The sequence below is a fragment of the Terriglobia bacterium genome, assembly GCA_020073185.1.
Taxonomy (GTDB): domain Bacteria; phylum Acidobacteriota; class Terriglobia; order Terriglobales; family Acidobacteriaceae; genus JAIQGF01.
Map to the genome: position 1 here is coordinate 56,345 of JAIQFT010000005.1, position 22,290 is coordinate 78,634.

Here is a 22,290-nt window from a genome sequence, read left to right on the forward strand (position 1 = left end):
TGCCTTATGCAATTTGCCAAAGACAGCTTCTACATCGCCCTGCGCGATCGCCTCGCGGCACTCGATCCGGCGCGAACCGTGGTGGTCGAGGGCCGCATGCGGCCGGCCGTACTGGCGGACGAAAACGAGCCCGCAAATTCCGCACCGCCTCTGCCCAACGCCTTCCACCTGACCTGGGGAATCCCCGCGTTCGTGAAGGGCACTGAGTCCGCACGCCGCCCGCTGATGAAGATCGACTGCCGCTTCTTCTATTGTGCCAGCGGCGCGCAGCCCGGAGCCGTGGACCGCGGACGCGCCCTGGCTGCGCTCGACTCCGAGCTGTTGCGCCTCGTCTCGCCACCGCGCACACCCAAATTTGACTGCGCTCCCACGCCGCCGGTCAGCCTCGGCACCACCGTGTTTTGGGGCCTGCCGGAATTCGGCGACATCGAGAGCGCCCACGATGAGCTGAAGCGCCAGGCGCGCCTCACCGTCTTCTTCTTTCCCGAGGTGGACCAGGCATGAGCAGCTTCGCACCCCGTGGTCCCATGGCCGCCATCTCCCGGCGCACGCGCGCCTACTTCGCCCCGGTGAATCGCGAAACCGGCGCACCGGCGATCTACGATCCGTCCAAGCACGGCGCTTTCGAGCTGGACACGCCGCCCGCGCCGTGGATCGACCTCGGCTGGCTCGAAAGCCTGAAACGCATTCCCGCGACGTCGTTCGCCACCGTGCGCGCGGGCGCAAAAGGGGCGCCGACCGCACAGTTGCGCCGGAAGCTGGAGGCGCGCGTGGAGTGCGAATTTCGTGAGTGGGGTAAATTGCAGATGGCGCTCGCCGGCGGATCACAGCACATGAACGTTCTCGCCGCCGACGTTAACGCCGACGCCATGCCCTCCGGCGGAAGCCCGCTCTCGGCCACCGCCGTGCTGCCCGGCTCCACCGCGCAGGAACTCATCTTCGGCGCCGGCGCGGTGGAGGCGTTCGCAGACGGCGACCTGCTTGCCGTGGACGTGGATTATCAGCAGCAGACCGGCTACGTCGGCACCGGCGTCGCGGGCGCGTACGTCAACAACCCCGTGGACGTGTTGCGCGACCGGCACTACGTGCGCCGCGTCACCTTCAACGTCGGCCGCGTAGCCCTGAAAACCGTCACCACCGTTACCCTCGCGCAACCTCTGATCGGCGGCGTGCCGCCCGCGGGCGCGGCGGCACAGAAGGTGGTCGCGTTCGTGGACCGCGAAGGGGGCAGCTTCTTCCAAGAGTGGTCGGCGCTGTTCGTGCTGGAGCAGGAGAGCGGCGCGCGCGTCTGCTTCCACTACCCGCGCCTACAGCCGGCCGCGCCCGCCGGGGAGATGCGCTTCGAACTGCCCGCATCACTGAGCGGCTGGGCGCTGCACGCGTCGTTCCTCGCTCTGCCGCTCACCGACTTCAACGACGGCGAGCAGGTAGTCTGCTACCGCAGCTTTTTCCCCGCGCCCTCCTCGGCGCTGTACTGAGCAAGTCTTCGGCCGTCGGCCATCGGCCGCCAGGAGAAACTGCCTGGAACCGCTGGCTGACGGCTGGAGACTGCCAGCTGAGCAACCCATGAAACTGACGATTGATAATTTCGACGGCGCCGGCGCACGCGACTACACCGCGGCGCTCGACGTCGATTGCCCGCCGCGCGTGCGTCGGCGCCTGAATCGGCCGGCCGAGCTGCGGGCGTCGCTCGTCGCTGGCGATGCGCAGTTTGTCGTGCCGACCCGCGGCGCTGGTGTGGTTCTGGCGCGCAACGACGGCGAAAAGATCTTCACCGGCTACCTCACGAGCACACCGGAGTACGAATACCTCGGCTGGGGCGCGCGCGGCCCCGTTTATCGCTACGCACTGCGTGCCGCTGGCGACGAGTTCCTGCTCGACAACAAAACGCTCCCGCAGCGCGCCCCGTTCACCCATCGCGCCGCCGGGAACGCGCTGAAACAGCTCGCGGAAGACCTCCAACCCGGAGCGTTCGACGGTACCGGCGTCGAGGACCTCGCCGTCATTCCCAGCTATTTTGTGGATTCGCGCAAACCGTGGTCCGAGCACGCGGCCGGACTCGCCTTGCTCAGCCGCGCCTCCTATCGCGCCCACGACGGGCAGTTGTTTTTTCGTCCCATCGGCGCGACCGAGCACGCGCTCGATGAAGCCGCGCCCCTCTTTTGTCCCGACGCGCTGCGGCTCAGCTCGTCACAGCATCCTGTGAACGACGTCACCGTGGTCGGGTACGTCGAACCGCGCGCCTACGTGAAAGACTACTTCCTCGGCGACGGCTACACGCTGCACTTCTACTTGTCCGAAGTGCCGTACGGGCGCAGCTCATCGCTTGTGCTCGATGAGGAATACGCGGGCAGCGTGCTGCGCCCGACAGCGTGGCTCCTCAATGATCCTGCGCATGCGGTCGCCGTTACCGGCGGCGAGCTGCGCATCGAGGGCAACGCGACCGTCCGCTTCGCCGAAGCGATCGAACTCGGAGGCGCGCTCCTCTTGCGGCACGGCGACATCAGCTTTACCGCCCCGTCTGATGGCGCGGTGGGCGGACTGTACACCGGCGCGGTGTCGCTCGCCGACTGCTTCGCCGGATTCCGCGTTACTCCCTCGGGCGCGCAGTCAGTGATCGCCCCCATCGTCAACGGCTCGCCCGCCGGTACCACCATGACCACCATTGCCGGGCATCGCTACGTGCTGACCACTCGCATCTACGCGTCGGAAATCTTTCGGCGCACCCAAACCTTTCATTCGTCGTTGCACCCGGTGGGCAGCGGGCGCGGCGGCGCGGCGATCGCGGCGGCGGTGCGCGTCATCCTGGAAGCGCATGATCTTGATCCCAACAATCCGTCGACCATTGTCTCCGCTTCCACCGTGCTCTTCGACGCCTACCTGCCCGCCGCGCCCGACTTCTGCACCTATGCGCTGCTCGACGGCGCCAGCCTGCATGCCTCGCTGGCCTTCACGAGCATCCTGCGCGCGGTGGACGCCGAAGTGCGCAGTTGCCCCCTGGGCGGCAGTTACCGCGGCCGTTTGGTCGGCGCGCTTTCTGACGGCGCCGAGAGCCACATTTCCAGCGCCCCCGAGCTCTCGTTCTATCCGACATATGTGCCGGCGGCCAGCGAAAAAATCGTGGTCAGCTACCGCTCCGCCGGTCGCGCCATCGCACGACTGTGCGATACGGCGAGCATCGCCGCCAACGCGACCGACAATGACGATGGTATGCGTGGCGCCGTGGTGTCGCTCACCGCCCCGCCCGCCCGCACTACCGACGATTGTGAGCAGGCCGCGCTCGCCTTTCTCGACGATAGCACGCAACCGGCGTGGTCGGGCGAATACGCCGTGTGGAGCAACTTCCTTCCCGGCGCGGCAGCGGACGTCCTGCCCGGCGATGCGCTCGCCGTCAACGTGCCCTCGCGCGGCGCCGCTTTCCGCGCCATTGTCCGCGAAGTAGAGATCGAAGCCGCCGACCTCGCCGGCGATGCCGCACAATACACCATCAAGTTCTCCACCGATTTTGCCGAGCCGTTCGCTTTCCAACTTGGGCCGGCCGCCAACGCCGCCGTGCCCGCACAAGCTGCAACCGCCCCCGCCACCGGCGCCCCGCTAACGCCACTGACCGAGGCCGAGGTGATTGACGTCACCTCGACCTCGGTCATGATCGACACGCACGGCGATCCGCCAGCCGGCGGCGGCCTCGAAGTTCGGCGCAGCGACACCGCCTGGGGGGCGGACAATGATCGCAACCTAATCGGCCGTTACACCGAACCGGTGTTGTTCCTGTCCCGCCTCTCGCGCGTGCAGGACTTTTATATTCGCCAGTACGACGCCTCGGTGCCGCCGCGCTACTCGCAATACTCCGTGCTGTTGCACGTTGATTATCCCTGGTAGCGCTGGGGCCGGTTCTCTCCAAGGAACGCACATCATGCATGAAATCGCCGTCGCTGACTTCGAGCGCCAGGTGCTGGAAGACCTTGCCGAGATCAAGACCAACATGCGCTGGCTCCTCGGGAATGGAAAACCTGGCTTCATCCAGGAACTGACGGAGCGCGTCGATCGCCATGAGCGGGTTGTGCAGCGCTTCGCCGGCGTTGGCTGCGTCTTCGCCGCACTGATGACCGTCGCCCACGTCGTGCTCCAATTCCTCCGCGTGAGCCGCTGACCAGCGTGACCAAGCCTGAATTTCTTGCGGCCGCTACGCGCGCGCGCCCTCGGCGCTCACTGGGCCACCGATCCGCAGCACGCGGAGAGGCCCCTGCGCGTCTCTCGCGAGAACCGCCTCGACACGCTGGATTCCGATCACCAGATCACCCGATCTTTAATAATAAGGAGCAGCTATGAATTTCCTGGCAAAACTACTTCGTGGCATCGCCTTCGTCCCCGCCGTCGTGCAGGGCGTCGAATCCGTCTTCGGAAGCAAGAGCGGAACGGACAAGAAGGAGGCGGCGTTGAACTTCGTGGCCTCGGCGCTCTCCATCACCCAGGCCGTGACCGAGAAAGAGATCGTGGACCCGGAAACGTTCCGCAACGGCCTCGGCCAGATCATCGACGGCACCGTGCAGTGCCTGAACGCCTCCGCCTGGGCGAAGGCGAAATAGGCCGTCGTCTTTCGGCATCGGCGATCGGCCGAAGCGACCACCAGAAAAAGGCCGCCGGCCCGAAAGCCGACGGCCGATAGCCGATGGCCGCGTCATCCCAGCGGCTCGTTCCAGTTCTCCAGGTATTTCGCCGCGTCGCGCAGGTACTGGTCGCCCACGGCGCCGTCAATCACGCGATGGTCGTAGCCGAGGATCAGGTGGCAAATGGATCGTATGGCGATAGAATCTCCGCCGCTCTCGGCCGTGATCACCACCGGCTCTTTCTTAATCGACCCCACACCCAGGATCGCCACCTGCGGCTGCATGATGATCGGCAGGCCGAACATCTGGCCGTAGCTGCCCGGGTTTGTGATGGTAAAGGTGCCGCCCGCGACTTCGTCGGGAAGCAGCTTCTTGCTGCGCGCACGCTCCGCCAGATCGAGGATGGCGCGCTGGACGCCGAGGAAATTCAGCTCCTCGGCGTGCTTGATCACCGGCACGATCAGTCCCCAGTCCAGCGCCACCGCGATGCCAAGATTGATATTGCGATGGTAACGGATGTTGTCGCCTTCGACCGACGCGTTGACGATCGGCCAGTTGCGCATCGCTTCGATGGCCGCGCGACAAAAGAACGTCATCATGGTCAGCCGCGAGCCGGTGCGCTGCTCAAAGCTTGCTTTCTCGCGCTGCCGCATGGCCATCACGCGCGACAGGTCCACTTCAAAGACGCTGTGCACGTGCGCGCTGGTGCGCTTCGACTCCACCATGCGCTCGGCGATCTTCTTGCGCATCGGAGACATCGCCACCAGCTCGCCCGGAATCGCAATCGGCTGCTGGCTGGGCATGGCCGGCGCCGCCGTCCCGGGCTGATACGCCGCGCGCTGCGCCGCGGGCGCCGGCGCTCCTGCGCTCGCCGCCGCTGCCGGTTGTTGCCCCGGCGCCGGACGGTGCTCAATGAACTGCAGGATGTCTTCCTTCGTGATGCGTCCGCCCAAGCCGGTGCCCGCAACCCGGTTGAGTTCGACGTTGTTCTCGCGGGCAATGCGGCGCACCAGCGGCGAAGACCGGATGCGCTCCCCCTGCTGTGGCTCGGTGACATTCGGGAACTCAAGCACCGTCTCGCGCTTCTCTGTCGCTGCTTCCCGAACTTTTGCCTTGGCCACCGGCGCGGGCTGCATTGCGGGGCCCTCGGTGGAAACTGTGCCTGCCCCAGTTTTCGGTGTGACCTTGGCTGGCGCCGGCGCGCGCAACGACGCTTCTTCCTTGGCAGGCGCGAGCGCGGCGGCCGGTGCTCCCGCGGCTTCGCCCTCGGCGGCGATCGTCCCCACCACCGTGTTCACTTGCACGGTCGTGCCTTCGGGAACCTTGATCTCCTTCAACACGCCCGCCGTCGGCGACGGAATCTCGGCATCAACCTTATCGGTGGAGATTTCGAATAGCGGCTCATCGCGATTGATTTTGTCGCCCGGCTTTTTCAGCCACTTGGTGATGGTGCCTTCGAAGATCGATTCCCCCATCTGGGGCATGACCACGTCAGTCGGCATCGTCGTCCTTCTTTCGCGAAACCAGAGCGGAACCAAGTACCGGTGATGCGGACACCTCATCCGCAACCGAATATTATAAGCTGCCAGCATTTCAGCCGGCCGAGGTTCCCAGCAAGCCCTGCGCGGCACAATGCCGACCGCTGAGTGCAGAACGCTCAGTAAAGCATCAAACTTCGCGCCTGTGCGACGACATCCTCCGCCTTAGGCAAGAACCATTCCTCCAGCGGCGGCGAGAATGGCACTGGGGTATCTTTCGCGGTGATGCGCATGATCGGCGCGTCCAGCCAGTCAAACGCCTCTTCATTAATGATGGCCGAAACCTCGCCCGCGATGCCGCCGGTCCGCACATCTTCGTGCAGGATGATCACGCGGTTCGTCTTCTTCACTGTCGCCGCGATCGCCTCGCGATCCAGCGGCAGCAGCGTACGCAGGTCCACCACTTCCAGATCGATCCCTTCCTTCGCCAGTGTTTCCGCGGCTTCCAGTGCCGCGTGCACCATGGCGGCGTAAGTGATCACGGAAACATGGCGTCCCTCGCGCGCTACCCGAGCCTGGCCGAGCGGAACCGTGTAATCGCCCTCGGGCAGCTCTTCCTTGATGCGCCGGTAGAGAAACTTGTGCTCGAAAAACACCACCGGATTGTTATCGCGGATCGCCGACTTGATCAGCCCCTTGGCGTCGTACGCCGTCGCCGGGCAGACCACCTTCAGCCCCGGCACGTGCACAAACCACGCCTCGGGATTCTGCGAATGAAACGGCCCGCCGTGCACGCCGCCTCCGCCGGGCCCGCGTAAGACGAGAGGCGCCGGCGCGCCCCAGCGGAAATGAGCCTTGGCGACCATGTTGACGATCTGGTTGAAGGCGCATCCGATGAAATCCATGAACTGGAACTCGGCCACCGGACGCATGCCGGTGAGCGAGGCGCCGAACGCCGCGCCTACGATCGCCGACTCGGCTATCGGCGTGTCAATGATGCGCTCCGGCCCGAAGCGGTCCACAAAGCCCTCGGTGACCTTGAACGCGCCGCCGTAGATGCCGATATCCTCGCCAATGCAGAAGACGCTGGGATCGCGCTCCATCTCTTCCCAGATTCCCTGGCGAATGGCTTCGAGATAAGTGACTAGTGCCATTTTGGTACCGTAGGTTCCGGGTAAACTATTGATAGCACGGCCGCTGTTTTCGTTGACTTTTTGGTGCATGCCGCATCTAATTTAGGTAGCTCATCCACCACTGTGGAAGGAGTAACGGGGCCGTCACTATGTGGCGGCCCCAGTATTTTTTCGCTGGTACTCTTCCCACTCTTTCCGCAGCTTGGCGCGTCTATGCTTTCGCTCAACCGGATACGCCGTCCAAGGTAAGAAGTAGCCGCTACGTTTTGCTAGGACGACGACATAGCTGTAATCGTCAAAAGCGATAACAACCCTCGTTTCGCTACCGCGCTTTGATTCCCAGCGTTTCAGTTCCGTGCACGGGACTTTTTCGATCACTGCCTTTGGCCAGCGGATACGTTCGCACCTCATTTCGTCAGGAACGCGCGACCTTTCATCATCACCTTCGCTGACTAAATGCCAGAAGGTCGCCTCTCGTCCGTCCTTCATCGGATGGCGCTTCAGGCGCAGTCGCTGCCCTTCGAACACCGGGGTAGTTTCAACGAAATCCTTCTTGAACATCAGGTACACGACATCCAGGTACACGGTCCAGTCGTTACCGGAATCCGCCAAACAAACAAGCGCCGGTACCCACGCTGGCTCAGGCATGTTGCGCTCCCTGGGGGTACCAATGGAACAGGTTCACCTTCTGTGCTCTCATCAGGGTGTTCCCAGTCAGACTGTATCCCGAGCGCCTCTGGATCCGATCTACAATCGCAAGTTTTGCTTTGCTCGTTTGCAGGTTGCGATTCGCATACGAAACCGCTCCGACAAGCAAATCGGTCAGTTGCACCTGCTGCACATGCTTTGACTCAACTGTTTGTACCCGCTCTATGATCCTGTGTTGAAAGTCATAGATATTGTTGCAGAGGACATCATGTAGTTTGGCGATCTTTGCTGCGCTTCGTGAGTCTTTGATATCAAGATAAATGCGGTAGCGACTCTCGGGGTCCAACAACAACGCGAGCATGTGGAAATACATTTTGAAATACCAAGTGTCGTGGTCCTGTCCGAATTCCTCATGACGAAGACCGTGCTTCGCGGCGACGTAAGCACGAAAGTTGAGGTGGTCGTCATCAAAGAAGTAATCGACAACGTCTAGATAAAATTCCAACTTGCCCGGAGATACCCGTTCCCACTTGATTTCGTAGTCACGCGAGATCCCATGGCGCTGCTTCAGCTCTCTGATACGGACTGCGATCTCGCGTGACTTCTCTGTCGGGCACCACACTGCACCCAGCACCATGATCGGTTGTCGGTCATGTTCCAGATGGCAGCTTTCATCGCAGTAGATGTTGAAAGTGTTGGGCATCTATTTCAAATGTCCCGCCGCCTCCACCTGCTTGCGTCCGGCGGATTTCTTTTCGTTCGGATACTGCGGCACGGCGTACTTCAGCTTCACCTCGTGGCAGCCCTCGCACCAGATGTTCAGCGGTGTGGTCGCCGGATCCGGCATTGGTGAATTGACGGCATACTCGCGATCTTCGTCCAACTGGCGCTCGACCTCGGCAACCAGCTTTTCGTTTTCCTCGCGCGTGAGCCACTTTTTCACGTTGACCAGGTAGTTCTCGAAGCGTGCAATCGGGTCGCGCCGCGTCCAGTACTCGAACAGCGGGCGCGGCACGTACTGCGCCGCGTCGTGGATGGCGTGGCCCTTCATGCGCATCATCTTGGCCTCGATCAGCGTCGGGCCCGCGCCGCGGCGGGCGCGCTCGCAGGCTTCGTGCGCCACGTCGTACACCTGGCAAGCGTCGGTGCCGTCCACGATCACGCCGGGAATGCCGTATGCGATTGCGCGCTCCGCCAGATCTTTCACGCGGAACTGCTCGTCGGTCGGCGTGGAGTAGGCCCAGATATTGTTTTCGACGAACAGCACCAGGCCGAGCTTCTGCACGGCGGCAAAGTTCAGGCCCTCGTAGGTCACGCCGGTGGACTGTCCGCCATCGCCGATGTAGGTCATCACCGCGATGTTTCGCCCTTGCAGGCGCGCGCCCAGCGCCACGCCGGTGAGTACAGGGATCAAATCGCCCAAAGTTGAAATCGGCGACACGACGTTGCGCTCGTAGATGTCGCCAAAGTGCGAGCTGGCGTCCTTGCCGAAGGTGGGCGAGCCGGCCTTCGCCATGTACTGCATCATGATGTCGCGCGCGGAGAACCCCTTGACCAGCAGCGAGCCCTGGTTGCGGATCATCGGGCCCATCCACTCGTCTTTCTTCAGCGCGTAAGTGGAAGCGCAGGAGCACGCTTCCTGCCCGAGCCCGAAATACACGCCGCCGACGACCTTGCCCTGCTTGTAGAGATTTTCCAACGCGGCTTCCATGCGGCGGTTGAGCAGCATCCAGCGGTAGATTTCGATGTGCTGCTCGCGCGTGAGATATTTCGATTCGCGGATCGGCGGCGCTGCGCGGCTGAGGTCGCCGTGCACGATGTAGCGGACTTCTTCACCCTCGCGCTGCTGCTCGATCTTGAACTCCGGCTTTTCCAGCCGCCAGTCGGCGATGGTGTAACAGCGCTGGTCGGACGCTAGTGGCGCGGCCGCCCTCGGCCGCGAGTTCTTCGACGCCGGCGTTTTCGTTTTGTTGGTCCTGCCATAACGCTTCTTGGCCATTGGCGTGACCGGACATTATTGCACCGCCCAACGAAATGGCACACTGCAGGCAGGATTTCAACCGTCGCTACGAGACTCAGACGCGTTTGCGGTCGACTCCTGCCACTCAAGTGGCGGGCTATTCTCATGCCGTCCCGTACGGGACGAAATGAGAGTAGCCCCTCAGTTTACTGCCGGATCCATTGCGGTCAGATGAGAGCCCCGTAGGGGCGGCTGAATGCCTAGACCCAGAACGTATCTTCTTCGCCCACCATCTTGCGCAGTTCTTCGGGTGCGCGAGTGGGGACTCCGACCGAGCGGCCGAGCAGGGCATCGAGCGAATCCACCCAGACGATCTGCGAATTGAAGACGCGCCCGAAGTTGCGTGCCAGCGCCTGCGCAACGTCATCCATGGACGGTGTGGCGCGGGCCTCGGACCCGCGCGCCCCGGACCGGAGACCCGGGCCACACAACTGCTGTTCCAGCGAGGTGACCGGCTTCGAACTGATGCCGCACGGAACAATGAGCTGGAAATACTCGAGGGGCTGGTCGGTGACGTTCAGCGCAAAGCCGTGCGAGGTGACGCCGCGCGAGATGTGCACGCCGATGGCGGCGATTTTGGCCTGGGATTCGTGGGTCGGGTAGGGGTCCCTCGACTGCGCTCGCTCCCCTTCGACAAGCTCAGGGTCGTTCGGTCCGCTCGGAATGACAGCGGTTGAAAGTTGCGTCCACACGCCGGTCATGCCGGCGACGCGCTCCGTCGCGATGCCGTAATCGGCGCAGGTTCGGATCAGCGCCTCTTCCAAGCGGCGGACGTACTCGACAGCGCCAAGGGTCTTGCGCCGCCCGTCAGGCCCGAGAAAACTGCGCAGATCGAAAATGGGATAGCCGACGAGTTGCCCCGGGCCGTGATAGGTCACGTCGCCGCCGCGGTCGCACTCGAACAGCTCGACGCCGCGCTGCTGCAGCAATTCATCGGAGGCGAGCACATTGTTCCGCCGCGCATTGCGCCCCAGCGTGATGACCGGCGTGTGCTCCAGCAGCAGCAGCACGTTGGCGACCTCGTTGTTCTTGCGCAACTCGACCAGCCGCTGCTGCAGCCGCAGCCCGGTGGCGTAATCCACGGTGCCGAGTTGGACGACGGAAATAATCACAAGAAACTAGCCACAGAGGTCACGGAGGAAATGGAAGCAAGAAGCGACCGCTCGAAAAACCTCTGTGTCCTCTGTGGCTGAAGTCTAAAAATCTATTGCCAATCCGTCCACACTCTCCACCGCATCTAGCATGCCCTCGGACAATGTCGGGTGGGCGTGGATGGTGTACATGAGGTCCTCGACCGTGGCTTCCAGTTCGATCGCGGCCACGGCTTCGGCGATCAGTTCGGTCGCCGACGGCCCGATGATGTGCACCCCGAGAATTTCGCCATACTTCGCGTCGGAAACGATCTTGATGAATCCCTCGTGCGCGCCGACGATGGACGCCCGCGAGTTCGCCGAGAACGGAAATTTCCCGATCTTTACCGTGCGTCCTGCCTGCTTGGCCGACGCCTCGGTCAGGCCGACGCTGCCGATCTCGGGATGGCAGTAGGTGCATGCGGGAATCTTATTGCGGTCAAGCGGCTTCGCGTTTTTCCCGGCGATATGTGCCACCGCGACTTTGGCCCCGATGAATCCGGCGTGCGCCAGTTGCGGCATGCCCGCGACGATGTCTCCGGCAGCATAGATGCCCGGCTCGGCAGTTTCCATCCACCCATCGGCGTGGACGAAGCCGCGCTCGGTCTTGATCTTCGTTTTCTCCACGCCAACGTTTTCGGTGCGCGGCTTACGCCCGACCGCAATCAGCACTTTCTCCGCTTCGGCGGTCTGTGACTTGCCGTCCACCTCGAAGCTGACCGCCACCCCGTCCTTGGTCCTCTCCACCTTTTTCACCGACGCATTCACCAGCGTCCTTATGTTGCGCTTGCGGAATGCGCGGTCGAGTTCTTTGGAAATCTCCTCATCCTCCAGCGGCACGATGCGCGGCAGCATTTCCAGCACCGTGCAACCGACACCGAAGGAGTTGTAGATGGAAGCAAACTCCACGCCCACCGCGCCCGATCCGACGATGATCAGCGACTTCGGAATGGCCTTCAGACTGAGGATCTCGATGTTAGTGAGAATGCGGTCGTCGGGCTGCAGTCCGGGCAGCATGCGCGCTTCCGAGCCAGTGGCCAGCATCGCGTTCTTCGCCTTGACCGTCTTGCGCTCCCCGGCCGCGCCACCCGAGGTAGAGACCTCGACCTCGTGCAGGCCGTTCTTGGCGGGTCCGGTCAGACGTCCGTAGCCGGTGATTGTGTCCACCTTGTTCTTGCGCATCAGGAACTCGAGACCTTTGGCGTGTTTGGTGACAATCTTGTCCTTGCGCTGCTGTACCGCGCCCCAGTTCAGTTTGGGCGTGCCCAGGTCCTCGATCCCAAACTCCTGCGCGGCCTTCAGGTGGTCCCAGAGTTCCGCGTTGAACAGCAGCGCCTTGGTCGGGATGCAGCCCACGTGGAGGCAGGTACCGCCGAGTTTGTTGTCCTTCTCGATGAGCGCGACCTTCAATCCAAGCTGTCCGGCGCGAATCGCAGCGGTGTAGCCGGCCGGGCCGCTGCCGATGATTGCCAAGTCATAAATCTTGTCTGCCACCGTCTAGCTCCGTACAGGAATGAATTCGAGCCAATCCACAAACAAGTGATTCTACGACACGGGGGCGCGATGCGCGAACTGACGGCTTGGCATCGAACGCGGCTGCGTCCAAGCTCAAGAGCAAGGCTGAAGCATCCGTAGAGCTGCTGCTAATTCGCAGGAATTGTTCCGATGAATTTTTCCGCCAGCTTGGGAAATTCAACCTCTGGCCTTGTTGGCTAATTACCGCTTCCGGCACTCGCCGCTGGCAGAGCAAACACATCGACGTGCGATTCCGCGTTCTTCCCGCGATACACGCGCTCGGTCGCTTTCTGGAAATCCGACGGCTTCGCCGTGTAAATGTCCACAAACGTCTGCGGATTGATGTCCACCAGCGGGAACCATGAGCTCTGCACCTGTACCATGATGCGGTGCCCGCGACGGAAGGTGTGGTTCACGTCCGGCATCACGAACTCAATCTTCGTTATCTTCCCCGGCTGGAAAGGCTCCGGCTTCGAGTAGCTGTTGCGGAAGCGGCCGCGCATCGGTTCGCCGCGCACCAGTTGCTGGTAGCCGCCCATGTGAACCTCGGCGGGGTTCGGATCCGGATCTGGCGCATCATTGGGATACACGTCAATCAGCTTGACGATGAAATCCGAATCGGTGCCGCTGGTGGAGACCATCAGGCTGGGCTGCACCGGCCCTGCCAGCGTGATGTCCTCCGGCAAAGGCTCGGTCTGATAGTCGAGCACGTCGGTGCGTCGTCCCTGCAGCCGGTTGTCGCCATCCATGTACGCCCGCGCCATGCCGCTGAACGTGTGATCGAAATACGGCACCGGCTTGTTGGGATCGCTCACGTACTCATCGAAGGCGTCGGAGGTTTCCGCTGGCGGTGTGAACGACAATGTTCCGTTCGCGCCGAAGTAAAGCGTCTTCCTCGCCGCGTTCTTCGGCGGCCAGGCGTCGTACTTGCGCCATTGGTTGGTGCCGGTCTCGAACACGTACGCGATCGGCAGGTCGTTCGCGCCCTTGCCTTTCAGGTAGTACTCGAAGAACGGGAACTCGATGTGCTCGCGATAAAACTCGCCTGTCTTTGCATTGAAGCGAACGTCGCCCAACTGCTCGCCATCCATGCGCGCCCAGCAACCGTGACACCACGGACCCATGACCAGCCGCACTGCTGACGCGGGAGAATTTTCCGCCACCGTCTTGTAGGTATTGAGCGCGCCGTAGAGATTTTCGGCGTCGAACCAGCCGCCGACCGTCAGCACCGCCGGTTTGATGTTCTTCAAGTGTGGCAGCAGGTTGCGCGCTTGCCAGTACGCGTCGTAGTTGGGATGTTGCAGGAACTCGTCCCAGAACGCGACCTTGTGATGCAGATACTTTTCGTCGGCCAGCGGCAGCGGCTCAATGCCCTTGTAGAACTCATACCCGTCGTTGGGAATTTTGAATGCGCGCTGATGCCACTCCTTCCTCGGCTCCGGACGCGGCAGGCCGAAGACGGAGATGAATCCGAAAAAGTGCGGCAGGTAGACCGCGCCGTGGTGGTGAAAGTCGTCGCCCACGAACCAGTTCGCAATCGGCGCCTGCGGCGACGCCGCTTTCAGCGCGGGATGCGCGTTGATCATCCCAGTCGAGGTATAGAAACCCGGATACGAGATCCCCCACATCCCGACTTTGCCGTTGTTGTGCGCAACGTTGCGCAGCAGCCACTCAATCGTGTCGTAGGTGTCGGTGGACTCGTCCACCGCCTTGCCGCCCTTTTCCGCCGCGTCTTCCGGACGCATGTTCACAAACTCGCCCTCCGACATGAACGCGCCGCGCACATCCTGGTAGACGAAAATGTACTTGCCGCGCGTGAACAGCTCCGACGGACCCAGCAGTCCCTTGTAATTCTCCGTGCCGTAGGGCGCGACGCTGTACGGCGTGCGGTCGTACAGGATCGGGTACGGGTTCGCGGCCGACGCGTCTTTGGGCACGTACACGCTGGTGAACAAGCGCACGCCGTCGCGCATGGCGACCATGAACTCGTGCTTGGTGTAGTTGGCTTTGACGAATTCGGCGAGCTCTTTCTCTTTCGCCGTGGGCTCGCTGCGCTCCTGCGCCGCAGCCGGCACGACCGCGAGCAGCAGGATGACAAGGCACAGCAGAACTTCGCGCTTCAGCAGGCGCACTGAATCACCTCACGATGTGATGGGAAGACCAGAACGTGGCATTACACCGCAACGGCTGTAGCACTGCAAGCGCTTGCCAATCGTAAGCCCCAGGATCAGCACGGAGCCTGAGCGGCCAGATGCCACCGGCTGAGGGCTTGCTACGCCAACAGCCTCGCCACGTCTTTGGCGAAGTAGGTGAGGATAATGCTTGCGCCGGCGCGCTGAATCGAGGTCAGCGACTCCAGCATCACGCGCTCGCGGTCGATCCATCCGTTGCGCGCCGCCGCCTCGATCATTGCGAACTCGCCCGACACCTGGTAGGCCGCCACCGGCACTTTGAAGCGCTCGTAGGCGGCGTGAATCACGTCCAGGTACGGCAGCGCCGGCTTCACCATGATGATGTCCGCGCCTTCCTCGAGGTCGAGTTCGATCTCCTTCAGCGCTTCGCGGAAATTCGCCGGGTCCATCTGATAACTGCGCCGATCACCGAACTGCGGCGCCGAATCGGCCGCCTCGCGGAACGGCCCGTAAAACCCGCTGGCAAATTTCGCGGCGTAGCTAAGGATGGGAGTGTTGGTGAAGCCGTTGTCGTCGAGTCCTTTGCGGATCGCTGCCACGCGCCCGTCCATCATGTCGCTGGGCGCGATGATGTCCATGCCCGCCCTCGCCTGCGAGACCGCCGTCTTAGCGAGTATGTCGAGCGTGGCGTCGTTCACGATCTCGAACTCGTCCGCGAGCGCCTGCTCGACGGCGGCCCCCACCGAATGCGTGACCACGACGCGCTGCGTCTCCCGCCGCGGCTTCGCCTTCTGCTGCACGATCCCGCAGTGCCCGTGGCTCATGTACTCGCACAGGCAGACGTCGCCGACCACCATCAGGCCCGGCGCCTCGCGTTTGATCGCCCGCGTGGCGCGCTGCACGATGCCGTCGTCTTCCCACGCGCCGGTGGCGATCTCGTCCTTCTTCTCCGGCAGGCCGAACAGGATGACCGCCGGAATGCCGAGCGACTTCACCTCGCGCGCTTCCTTCACCGCCTCGTCCACCGACAGGTTGAAGACACCGGGCATGGAGCGGATTTCCTTGCGCACGCCCTCACCCGGGCAGACGAACAGCGGATAGATGAATCCCTCGGGGGTCAGGCGGGTTTCACGCACGAACGAACGCAGGGCGTCGCTGGAGCGCAGGCGGCGTGGACGCTGAATAGGGAAGCTCATCATGACCTCGCGTAAAAGTAAATTCTAGCACCGGGAATCGCGCAGCGATTCGTGCCAGGCATGATTAAGCGAGGTGTGATGGCGGTCACAGACGGAGGTGATGGAAGTTGGCGGGAGATCGGGTGACCAAGGCCGAGTCCCCCCGGGCCCGGCCATGATCGCCCGGTCAACCGATGGTGCTACGCCGAGACAACCGTCGCACGTTCCGGTTCCACCAATTTGGGGGAGGTAGAAATCGAAACAGATGGCGCGCTCTGCCGCGTCGATTCAGAGCGCCGCATATCGATGCTGCCCTTGAAGTACGCTCCTTCCTCGATGCTGACGCTGTGCGCCGAAACGTCGCCCACCAGCGAACCGCCGTTGCGGATGTCAATGCGCTCGCTAACGTTCACTTGGCCGGTGAGCGTTCCGCGCACTACCACCTCGCGCGCGCTGATGTCGGACTGCACTACCGCCTCCGGCCCGATGTTCAGGTAGGCGCCTTCCAGTCCGATACGTCCCTTCACGCGTCCTTCGATGTGCAGTGCCTCGGCCCCGGTAATGTCGCCAGCAATGGTGATGGTCTTGCCGATCACCGCCGCCCCCGGCTGCGGCAACGCCGACACCCGCGCGGCGATTGTGTTGGGCGGTCGCGGCGATTCCACCAGCGGTTCGGTCATAGGCGAGCTTTTGGGAGGATACGCAGGCTTGGAATTCCACATGGCAAATGCCTCCAGGATCGTGGCGCTCTGAATTCATATCGCGGACCGCCCCCCAATTACAGGTGCCGATAGGCCATGGCCCGGGCCATTGGCCTTCCGTGCCTCCCGACCCAAAACCGTTTACCATGTCGGGAATGCTGGAACCTTCGCGCCACCCCAGCGCGCGCGTGCTGGAATTCGATTCGCTGCGCCAGATGTTGAGCGGCTACGCCTGGTCACCGCTCGGCAAATCGCGCATCGAACGCCTGCAGCCCACCGCCGACCGGACGTGGATCGAGCGCCAGCAGCAGCTCACCGCCGAAGTCCGGCGCTTCTTACGCTGCGGCGGGCATTTTGATTTTTCCGGACTCACTGACCCCGCCGCGCTGGTGGAGAAATCGCGTATCGAAGGCGCGGCGCTCGAGACCGGCCAGTTGCGCGATATTGTGCTGGTGGTGGACCGCGCCGACGAGTGGCGCCACATCTCGCAGAATCCGCCCTCCTCCATGCGCGCGCCCAAGCCGGGCCAGCCAGGGCAAACGACGGACGAGACCGGCAATCCATGGCCCGCAGTCACCGAGCTCTCCTCCGCCATTGCCGATTTCACTGACTTCCTGCGCTTGTTTCGCAACAAGATCCTGCCCGATGGCACCCTGGACGACCGCGCCTCGCCCGAGCTGGCGCGCCTTCGCCGCGACGTCGAAAAGCAAAAGCGCCTCATCCAGGAATCGCTGCGCGCCTACGTCCGCCGGCTCGCCGAGGGCGGCGCAGCGCAGGAAGAACTGGTCACGATTCGCGGCGAGCGCTTTGTCATTCCGGTCAAGGTGGAGCAGAAGAAGCGCGTGCAGGGCGTGATCCACGGCGCCAGCTCCAGCGGTCAAACCGTGTTTGTCGAGCCCCTGGAAACCATCGAGCAGAACAACGAACTGGTGCGTCTGCTCGAGGAGGAGCAGGAGGAGATCCACCGCATCCTGCTGGAGATGACGCGCCGCGTCGCCGAGCTCTCGTGGGCCATCCAGGCTGCCACCGACACGCTCGCCGAACTGGAACTGCAGTTCGCCAAGGCGCGGTTCGGTGAAGACTACAACTGCACAGTCGTCGGCCTCGTCGCTGGTAACCGGGCGGCGCAGGGCTTCAGCCCTGCGAATTCAAGCCGCGCTCACGCCGGGGCTTTAGCCCCTGAGGTACATGGCGAAACATTGGTCCTGCACAATGCCCGTCACCCTCTGCTTGAGCGCGCCCTGCGTCCGAAAAATCAGCGCGTAGTCCCCATCTCGGTTGAGCTCGATTCGGCTCATCGCCAGTTGGTCATCACCGGACCCAACACCGGCGGTAAAACCGTTGCTCTGAAGACCATCGGCCTGCTCGCGCTGATGGCGCAGTCCGGGATTCCCGTGCCCGCCGAGCGCGCCGAGCTGCCCGTCTTTGACGCCGTGCTCGCCGACATCGGCGACTACCAGTCCATCGAGCAGAACCTCTCGACATTTTCCGCGCACGTCACCAACATTGACTTCATCTCCCGCACCGCGACGCCCGATTCGCTTGTCTTGCTCGACGAACTTGGCTCCGCCACGGATGCCGAGGAAGGCGCGGCACTCGCGGTCGCCATCGCCGAACACTTTCTCCGCATCGGCTGCACCAGCGTGATTTCCACTCATCACACGTCACTGAAGGTTTACGGCGCGAACACGCCTGGGGTGGTCAATGCGGCCGTCGGCTTCGACGAGCGCACGCTACAGCCGACCTACGAGCTGCGGGTCGGCGTGCCCGGGGCCTCGGCAGGGATTAACATCGCGCAGCGCCTCGGGCTTAACCCGACCATCATCGCATCGGCGCGCGCGCGGCTCGGCGCCCAGGCGCAGGATGTCGGCAAGTTTCTCGACCGCCTCCACGCCGAACTGCGCGACGCGGAATCGGAACGCTGCCGCGTGCGGGCGCGCGAGCAGGAATTGCAGCGCGAACAAGCCCGTCTCGCCGCCGAGGGTCTGAAGGAGCAGCGCGCGCGCATCCGCGAACTCGAAGACAAGCTCGCCTCCCTGATGCGCGATTTCGAGTACCACGCGCGCGCCGCGGTGCAGGCCGTGCAGGACCGCGCCGCGCAGCAGAAGCTGTCGAAAGAAGCGGAACGGCGCATGGCCAAGCTGCGCCGCGAATTCCGCGAGCAGTTCGATCAGACCGTCGTCGCGCACAGCACCGGCGCCGACCGCGGCGACCAGCATGCCCAGCCCCACGTTGTGCAGCACATCCTCGAGGGCGACACGGTAAAGCTGAAGTCGCTCGGCCGCACTGCCCAGGTGAAGCGCCAGATATCCGACAATCAGTACGAGGTCGCCGTCGGCCTCATGACGATGAAAGTTCGGCAGGACGACATCGCGGAAGTAGTGGCCCATGCCGCCGACAATCCGGTCAAGGCGGCGCGCGCCCGCGGTATTTCCGTCACGCTGGAGAAGGAAGATCTCACCATGCCGACCGAGATCAATGTCATCGGCCGCACCGTCGACGACGCCACCCGCGAAGTCGAGAAATTCGTGGACCGCGCCTTCCTCGCCGGCCTGCCCAAGGTCCGCATCGTGCACGGCAGCGGGATGGGAATTCTGCGCAAAGCTTTGCGCGAATATTTAAAATTGCACCCGCACGTCGCCAGCGTCACCGAGCCGCCGCAGCAGGAAGGCGGCGGAGGCGCGACGGTGGTGGAACTGAGGGTCTGACCGTGAAAACAGAAACCACTCCCAACCCCCAGCAGATCTGGTCCGACCTGATGGTCGGCAATGAGCGCTTCCGCACTGGCCAACCACGGCCGCGCGACCTGCGGCGCGAGCGCGAAGCGGTGGCGCAATCCCAGCGCCCGAAAGCCCTGGTGCTCGCCTGTAGCGACAGCCGCGTCTCCCCGGAGATCATTTTCGACCAGTGCCTGGGCGACCTGTTTGTCGTCCGCATCGCCGGCAACGTCATCGACAAGCTGGCCCTCGGATCGCTCGAATTCGGCGCCGAGGAGCTCGGCGTTTCCTTGCTCGTCGTCATCGGCCACCAGAGCTGCGGTGGTGTGAAGGCGGCCTGTTCCAGCGATAAGGCCGGTTCGCCCAACCTGAAGGCGATCGTCAAGGCCATTCGAGCTTCCGGCGCATGGCCAAGCGTCGACCCCGTGGGTGATGCAAGCTGGTGCGAGGCGGTGAAAGAAAACGCCCGCTATGTCGCGCGCTCCGTGCTCGATCGCAGCGATCTCCTCCGCGACCGTGCGCAGCGTGGCGACCTTGCAGTGGTGACGGCCTACTATCGCCTCGACACCGGCGTAGTCGAACGGTTGTGACTTTTTACCCTGTGTGTTCCGACGTTTTCCGCAGTTTTTCGCCTAGTTTTCCACAGGTATTCAACAGAAATGCGTAGATTTGCTCTTGTGGACGCGCCCCGCGGTTGAGAGGCTACTAAAGGCCTCTCTTTACGGCGTCTCTATGAAAGACAATCTCCCCCGGGCTCCCGAGTGGATACCGGAGTCTGAGTTCCGCGATACACTGCTGATGCAGAAATTGCCGGCCGCTCTGCGGAAGAAGAATCTGTTCTGGATCAACGCGCGCCAGTACCTCGCGCATGACGACGCGCAGTTGCCACCGGAAGATTACCTCCGCCACTGGAAACAGATTTATGAGTGCTGCTTGTCGCATGACCTCTGCACCTTGCGGCGTCTTTCGTATCTCAGCTTCGATGCGCCTGGGGAGTACGACATCCACTAGTCGCCACGGCCGTCGCTGAGCGCTGATCACTGTCTCATGGCGAACCCCGGCGATTTCGCGTACACCGTCAAGCAGCAGGCCGACATCGTCCGCATCGTCGGCGAGTATGTGAAGCTGAAGAAATCCGGCGCGCAGAACTTCACCGGCCTCTGCCCCTTTCACAACGAAAAAACCGGTTCGTTCTCGGTGCACGCCACCCGCCAGTTCTACCACTGCTTCGGCTGCGGCGCTTCCGGCGACGTCTTCAGCTTCGTGCAAAAGATCGAGAACATCACCTTCCCGGAGGCGGTGCGCGCCGTCGCGCAGAAGATCGGCATCGCGCCGCCCAAGGTTACATTCAGCAGTCCGGAGGAAGCGCGCCAGGCTCATCAACGCGGCGCGCTGCTCGACATCCACGAGCGCGCCTGCGAGTTTTTCCAGGAGCAGTTGCGTAAGCCGGAAGGCGCCCACGCCCGCGAATACCTCGCCGGCCGCGGGCTCACCGAGGAAACGATCTCGCGCTTTCGCATCGGCTACGCCCCCGACTCCGGCTTCCTGCTGCGCGATGTTCTAAAACGTGATTTCGAGGAAGACATCCTTAAGGCCAGCGGCCTGTTCTCGTGGAAGGAATCAGATGTCGACCCTCGACGGTCGACGGCTGACGGCCAAACCAAAGCCGAACCGCCGTCGACCGTAGACAGTAAGCCGCCGACTCTTTACTCTAAGTTCCGCAACCGCGTCCTCTTCCCCATCTGCAACGAAGGCGGGCGCGTGATCGCCTTCACCGGTCGCACCCTGAGCACCGACGAGAAGGCCGGCCCGAAATATCTCAACTCGCCGGAAACGCCCATCTACTCCAAGTCGCACGTGCTTTTTAATCTCGATAAAGCGAAGCCGTGGATTCGCCAGTTCGACTACGCCATCCTCGTCGAAGGCCAGATGGATTGCATCAGTCTTTTCGCGGCCGGCATTCAGAACGTCATCGCTTCCTCCGGCACCGCCTTCACCGAGTTACAGGCACGTCTGTTGGCGCGCTTCAGCCGAAGAATCTTTGTCAACTTCGATCCCGACGCCGCCGGCGCCGCTGCCGCCGAGCGCTCCCTGGCGTTGCTGGTTCAGGAGGACTTCCAGATCAAGGTGGTCACGCTCGAGCCCGGCTTCGATCCCGACCTTTTCATCCGCCGCAAGGGCAACGCAGCGTATGAGGATGTCCTCCGCCATGCGCCCAAATACTTCGACTACCTCATCGACCGCGCCCGCGCTCAATTCCCCGTGCGCACGCCCGAGGGCAAGGTGAAGGCGGTCAACTACCTGCTCCCGCACCTGCAGCGCGTCCCCAGCCGCATCGTGCGCGACGAACTGGCCAACGAAATGGCCCAGAAACTCGGCATTGACTCCGCTGTCCTGCGCCAGGAACTCAAGCACGCCGCGGCCAATCGCGGCGTCCGGCAGGTCACTGCCTCGCCCGAAGCCCAGGTCACACAGGCGGAGCGCATCCTGATCCGCGCCCTCGCTTCTGCCGCCAACATCGCACCTGGCGAGAACTCCACCTCCTCCCGTAACGGCGCGGATGACGAATTCGATCCCGCGCGCCAAGCCCGCTTCGCCTTGCATCACGAGCCCCTGCAAGAAGGCCTCGCCACCGAGTCTCTGCTCGAACAACTACTCGCCAACGAGTCGGCTGACGCAATGTCTCTCCCGCTGTCCGACTCCCACCGCCGCCTCGTCGCCGAGGTCCTGCTGCATGAGCAAGAGGAACTAACGCCCGAACGCGTGGATTCAGCACTGAGTGCGCTGCGTGAAAAGAAGCTCAAACGAGAGCTCACGCTGCTTCAGGATAAGATCAAGGCAATGCGGCTCGCGGTTAATGAAGTTCCGGTGGAGCTCTTAGCCGAACAGAGCCGACTGGAACGCGCTGTGCGCAACCTAGTGGGCGCACCGACGGCGAGAAACTATAGTGGCGCACCGCTTCAGACGGCTGAGTAACGTGCCCTGGGTAGCACGGCGGCCCCGGACAGCGCCACTTTATCGCCGTAGGGTGCTG

The 22,290-nt window shown here is 63.0% G+C and carries 19 protein-coding genes; 9 read left to right on the plus strand and 10 right to left on the minus strand.

Features of this window, described 5'->3' with window-relative positions; genetic code table 11:
* Positions 1-6: 6 nt before the first annotated feature.
* The 5 genes from LAN64_02395 to LAN64_02415 all read left to right on the plus strand — a co-directional run bounded on the left by LAN64_02395 (position 7) and on the right by LAN64_02415 (position 4,586).
* A complete protein-coding gene (locus tag LAN64_02395) occupies positions 7-504 on the plus strand; it encodes a hypothetical protein (GenBank protein ID MBZ5566680.1) in 498 nt (165 codons plus the stop codon).
* The gene (locus LAN64_02400; protein MBZ5566681.1) at positions 501-1,478 is read left to right on the plus strand and encodes a hypothetical protein; all 978 of its coding nucleotides are present in this window, start codon (positions 501-503) and stop codon (positions 1,476-1,478) included. The genes LAN64_02395 and LAN64_02400 overlap by 4 nt, the downstream gene beginning before the upstream one ends.
* An 88-nt stretch (positions 1,479-1,566) precedes the next feature.
* Positions 1,567-3,879 carry a hypothetical protein gene (locus tag LAN64_02405; protein ID MBZ5566682.1) on the plus strand — a complete coding sequence of 771 codons (2,313 nt, stop codon included), beginning with the start codon at positions 1,567-1,569 and terminating at the stop codon, positions 3,877-3,879.
* 34 nt (positions 3,880-3,913) lie between these two features.
* Positions 3,914-4,150, plus strand: coding sequence for a hypothetical protein (locus LAN64_02410; protein MBZ5566683.1), 237 nt, complete (start codon positions 3,914-3,916; stop codon positions 4,148-4,150).
* A 175-nt stretch (positions 4,151-4,325) separates the two neighbouring features.
* Positions 4,326-4,586 (plus strand): hypothetical protein, encoded by a 261-nt coding sequence (locus LAN64_02415; GenBank protein ID MBZ5566684.1) that lies wholly within the window; start codon positions 4,326-4,328, stop codon positions 4,584-4,586.
* Positions 4,587-4,678: 92 nt separating this feature from the next.
* Here the strand turns inward: LAN64_02415 and sucB are convergent, their stop codons facing one another.
* The 10 genes from sucB to LAN64_02465 all read right to left on the minus strand — a co-directional run bounded on the left by sucB (position 4,679) and on the right by LAN64_02465 (position 16,518).
* Positions 4,679-6,109, minus strand: a complete 1,431-nt coding sequence (gene sucB / locus LAN64_02420) for a 2-oxoglutarate dehydrogenase, E2 component, dihydrolipoamide succinyltransferase (protein MBZ5566685.1) — start codon at positions 6,107-6,109, stop codon at positions 4,679-4,681.
* 155 nt (positions 6,110-6,264) lie between these two features.
* A complete protein-coding gene (locus LAN64_02425) occupies positions 6,265-7,239 on the minus strand; it encodes an alpha-ketoacid dehydrogenase subunit beta (protein MBZ5566686.1) in 975 nt (324 codons plus the stop codon).
* A gap of 126 nt (positions 7,240-7,365) precedes the next feature.
* Complete coding sequence (locus LAN64_02430) at positions 7,366-7,866, minus strand: hypothetical protein (protein MBZ5566687.1); 501 nt, start codon at positions 7,864-7,866, stop codon at positions 7,366-7,368.
* Positions 7,859-8,569, minus strand: a complete 711-nt coding sequence (locus tag LAN64_02435; protein MBZ5566688.1) for a DUF3800 domain-containing protein — start codon at positions 8,567-8,569, stop codon at positions 7,859-7,861. The genes LAN64_02430 and LAN64_02435 overlap by 8 nt, the downstream gene beginning before the upstream one ends.
* The gene (locus LAN64_02440) at positions 8,570-9,865 is read right to left on the minus strand and encodes a thiamine pyrophosphate-dependent dehydrogenase E1 component subunit alpha (GenBank protein ID MBZ5566689.1); all 1,296 of its coding nucleotides are present in this window, start codon (positions 9,863-9,865) and stop codon (positions 8,570-8,572) included.
* A gap of 221 nt (positions 9,866-10,086) precedes the next feature.
* Complete coding sequence (lipB, locus tag LAN64_02445; protein MBZ5566690.1) at positions 10,087-10,998, minus strand: lipoyl(octanoyl) transferase LipB; 912 nt, start codon at positions 10,996-10,998, stop codon at positions 10,087-10,089.
* An 84-nt stretch (positions 10,999-11,082) separates the two neighbouring features.
* A complete protein-coding gene (gene lpdA / locus LAN64_02450) occupies positions 11,083-12,510 on the minus strand; it encodes a dihydrolipoyl dehydrogenase (protein ID MBZ5566691.1) in 1,428 nt (475 codons plus the stop codon).
* A 218-nt stretch (positions 12,511-12,728) separates the two neighbouring features.
* A complete protein-coding gene (locus LAN64_02455) occupies positions 12,729-14,513 on the minus strand; it encodes a CocE/NonD family hydrolase (GenBank protein MBZ5566692.1) in 1,785 nt (594 codons plus the stop codon).
* A 290-nt stretch (positions 14,514-14,803) separates the two neighbouring features.
* Complete coding sequence (hemB, locus tag LAN64_02460; protein MBZ5566693.1) at positions 14,804-15,859, minus strand: porphobilinogen synthase; 1,056 nt, start codon at positions 15,857-15,859, stop codon at positions 14,804-14,806.
* 179 nt (positions 15,860-16,038) lie between these two features.
* Positions 16,039-16,518, minus strand: a complete 480-nt coding sequence (locus LAN64_02465) for a polymer-forming cytoskeletal protein (GenBank protein MBZ5566694.1) — start codon at positions 16,516-16,518, stop codon at positions 16,039-16,041.
* 176 nt (positions 16,519-16,694) lie between these two features.
* Between LAN64_02465 and LAN64_02470 the strand changes: the two genes are divergently transcribed.
* From LAN64_02470 to LAN64_02485, 4 genes are all read left to right on the plus strand, one after another.
* Complete coding sequence (locus LAN64_02470) at positions 16,695-19,247, plus strand: Smr/MutS family protein (protein MBZ5566695.1); 2,553 nt, start codon at positions 16,695-16,697, stop codon at positions 19,245-19,247.
* Positions 19,248-19,249: 2 nt separating this feature from the next.
* Positions 19,250-19,846: a carbonic anhydrase gene (locus tag LAN64_02475; protein MBZ5566696.1), complete on the plus strand. Its 597-nt coding sequence runs from the start codon at positions 19,250-19,252 to the stop codon at positions 19,844-19,846.
* Positions 19,847-19,988: 142 nt separating this feature from the next.
* Positions 19,989-20,267, plus strand: a complete 279-nt coding sequence (locus LAN64_02480) for a hypothetical protein (protein MBZ5566697.1) — start codon at positions 19,989-19,991, stop codon at positions 20,265-20,267.
* Positions 20,268-20,303: 36 nt separating this feature from the next.
* Positions 20,304-22,232 (plus strand): DNA primase, encoded by a 1,929-nt coding sequence (locus LAN64_02485; protein ID MBZ5566698.1) that lies wholly within the window; start codon positions 20,304-20,306, stop codon positions 22,230-22,232.
* Positions 22,233-22,290 lie beyond the last annotated feature (58 nt).